The sequence below is a fragment of the Salmonella sp. SAL04162 genome, assembly GCF_046551535.1.
GTDB lineage: Bacteria > Pseudomonadota > Gammaproteobacteria > Enterobacterales > Enterobacteriaceae > Salmonella > Salmonella enterica.
On the sequence record NZ_JBGDVX010000044.1, the window covers coordinates 1 to 783 of the forward strand.

General features: G+C 36.1%; 1 protein-coding gene. It reads right to left on the reverse strand.

Features of this window, described 5'->3' with window-relative positions; translation table 11 throughout:
• On the reverse strand, positions 1-620 hold a 620-nt coding region (locus ACLJRH_RS26200; protein WP_410958296.1), incomplete at its 3' end, for a zonular occludens toxin domain-containing protein.
• Between the last annotated feature and the right edge of the window lie 163 nt (positions 621-783).

A 783-nucleotide genomic window follows, 5' to 3' on the forward strand; every position in this document is an offset into this window, starting at 1 on the left:
TCTTTAGCCATGATGGTATAAAAATTTTCAGGTTTTTCACTCAGCGACTGACTTTTATGAAAAATACGCGCCTGAACAATATGAGGAATAAGAGAATGACGCCGTTTATTTTTACGAGGCTGTTTATTGCCAAACATTTCCTTATAAGAAGAATAAAACGGAATGCGTATTTTACTTAAATCACGCAAAAATACCATATATTCTTTAAGGTCTTCCCTGACCTGAGAATCAAGCGCATCATAATTCTGAACAATAAAATAAACATCCCAGTGATGTTTACGGGCATGTTTAAACCAGTGCAACATCTTAAGACGGTCAGTTCTTTTAAAATCACGAGAATTAAGAAACTCACTACATTCATCAAGAATAAGCGCGCCAAAATTATCCTTATAAGAAGACGGAGAGCCATCACCTAAATTTTCCAGGTCTTCAACCCTGACATTACAGGGCAATACAGTAACAAATTTATCTGAATTCTTTCCAAGCCTGAATGTATCAAGCGGATAATTAGTAGCTAACCTGATATTCTTGTCAGGATTATTATAATACTGAGAGGCAATAAAAGCAGCATAAATGCCTTTGCCCGCACCAAGTCCCCCATTAGTAAAATAAACAGACATTAATCAGCCCTCATAACTACGACGATTTAACAGAAGTTTTATTTGCCGACGCCTGAACAAACAATTTACCAAACAGAATCAATAAACGCAGACCAATCAGGAAAGAAACAGACGACACAATAATCTGAAAGTTAGTTGCCAGATTAACAGGTAAAAGACTTAC